The organism is Helicobacter sp. T3_23-1059 (assembly GCF_053654515.1).
In genome coordinates this window covers 1-1,070 of record NZ_JBSIUV010000152.1, presented here as the reverse complement: position 1 = coordinate 1,070, position 1,070 = coordinate 1, and the positions used below count along the sequence as shown (strand labels likewise).

The window sequence follows — 1,070 nt, the reverse complement described above, 5'->3', positions numbered from 1 at the left end:
CAATAAAGAAATAGCAAGTTATGAAAATCATATACGCACAACGACAGAAAATGTAGCATCACAAGAAGCAGCATCACAAGAAACAACAACCAAACATACAACCATACAAAATGGCACTTATTTTATAAACACACAAGAAGCACAGGAATTGATAAAAACTAATATTTCTAATGATTCTAAGCAAGATGACATAGATTCTACAAATTCTACAAATTCTAGTCCAAATTTATCGCTTAACCTGTATAAAGATAAGGATTTTACACAAATATATTGTAAAATATATGTTGCTAATGAATGTAATATGGCAAGTATCAATGATGAAAAAAGCAATGAGTTAAGCACAAAGAATCATTTAGACACAAACAATAATAGGTAGCCCATAAACAATCATTTTAAATATTAAAGATTCACATAAGCAATATTTTAACGCACTAACAATATGGATTAAACATATTTATGTGTAACGCTAGCTAGAACTTCTAGCATTGACATTTCTAAAATAAATTAAGGAAATAAATGCCAAGTAGGAAATATATATGAATAACGACATTGTTTTAGATAAACAAAGCTATACCACATTGCAATATAACATTGCCAAAAATAATCAAATAAGCATAAAAACAATATACAATCAACAACAAAACATTATACAAGAAGTAAGGATTAAAAACCTTGATAAAGATATTTTTGTAGATATAAATGCTCCATTTGCAGCAGGGACTTATATAAGACTAGAAGCAATACAACATACTACAACAAACACTGCTGATATAAACGCAAACACCACCACAAATACTACAATTACAAACACGACTTCAAAAGAGCATCCCATACATACAAGACAACAAGCTAACCTCACAAAATCTACACAAGATACAGATTTGGAAAATCTTAAAGAAATCTATTGGCGGGAAGTGCTACTAGCTAGAAAATCTAGCATACAAGATTTTATCACTCTAAGAGAATCAAACGCTACAAAAACCACTACCTACACAAAAGACTTTTATTTATCTACACCTAAAGAAATAGATTTATTAAGACAAAAAGGCTATGTAGATTTTACATTTGTG

The 1,070-nt window shown here is 29.3% G+C and carries 2 protein-coding genes; both read left to right on the top strand.

The window, feature by feature from the left end; all coding sequences use genetic code 11:
• Positions 1–376 (top strand): hypothetical protein (locus ACWIX0_RS13720; RefSeq protein WP_454174543.1); only part of this gene is annotated, 376 nt, incomplete at its 5' end.
• 160 nt (positions 377–536) lie between these two features.
• Positions 537–1,070: hypothetical protein (locus ACWIX0_RS13715; RefSeq protein ID WP_454174542.1), on the top strand; the 534-nt coding region annotated here is incomplete at its 3' end.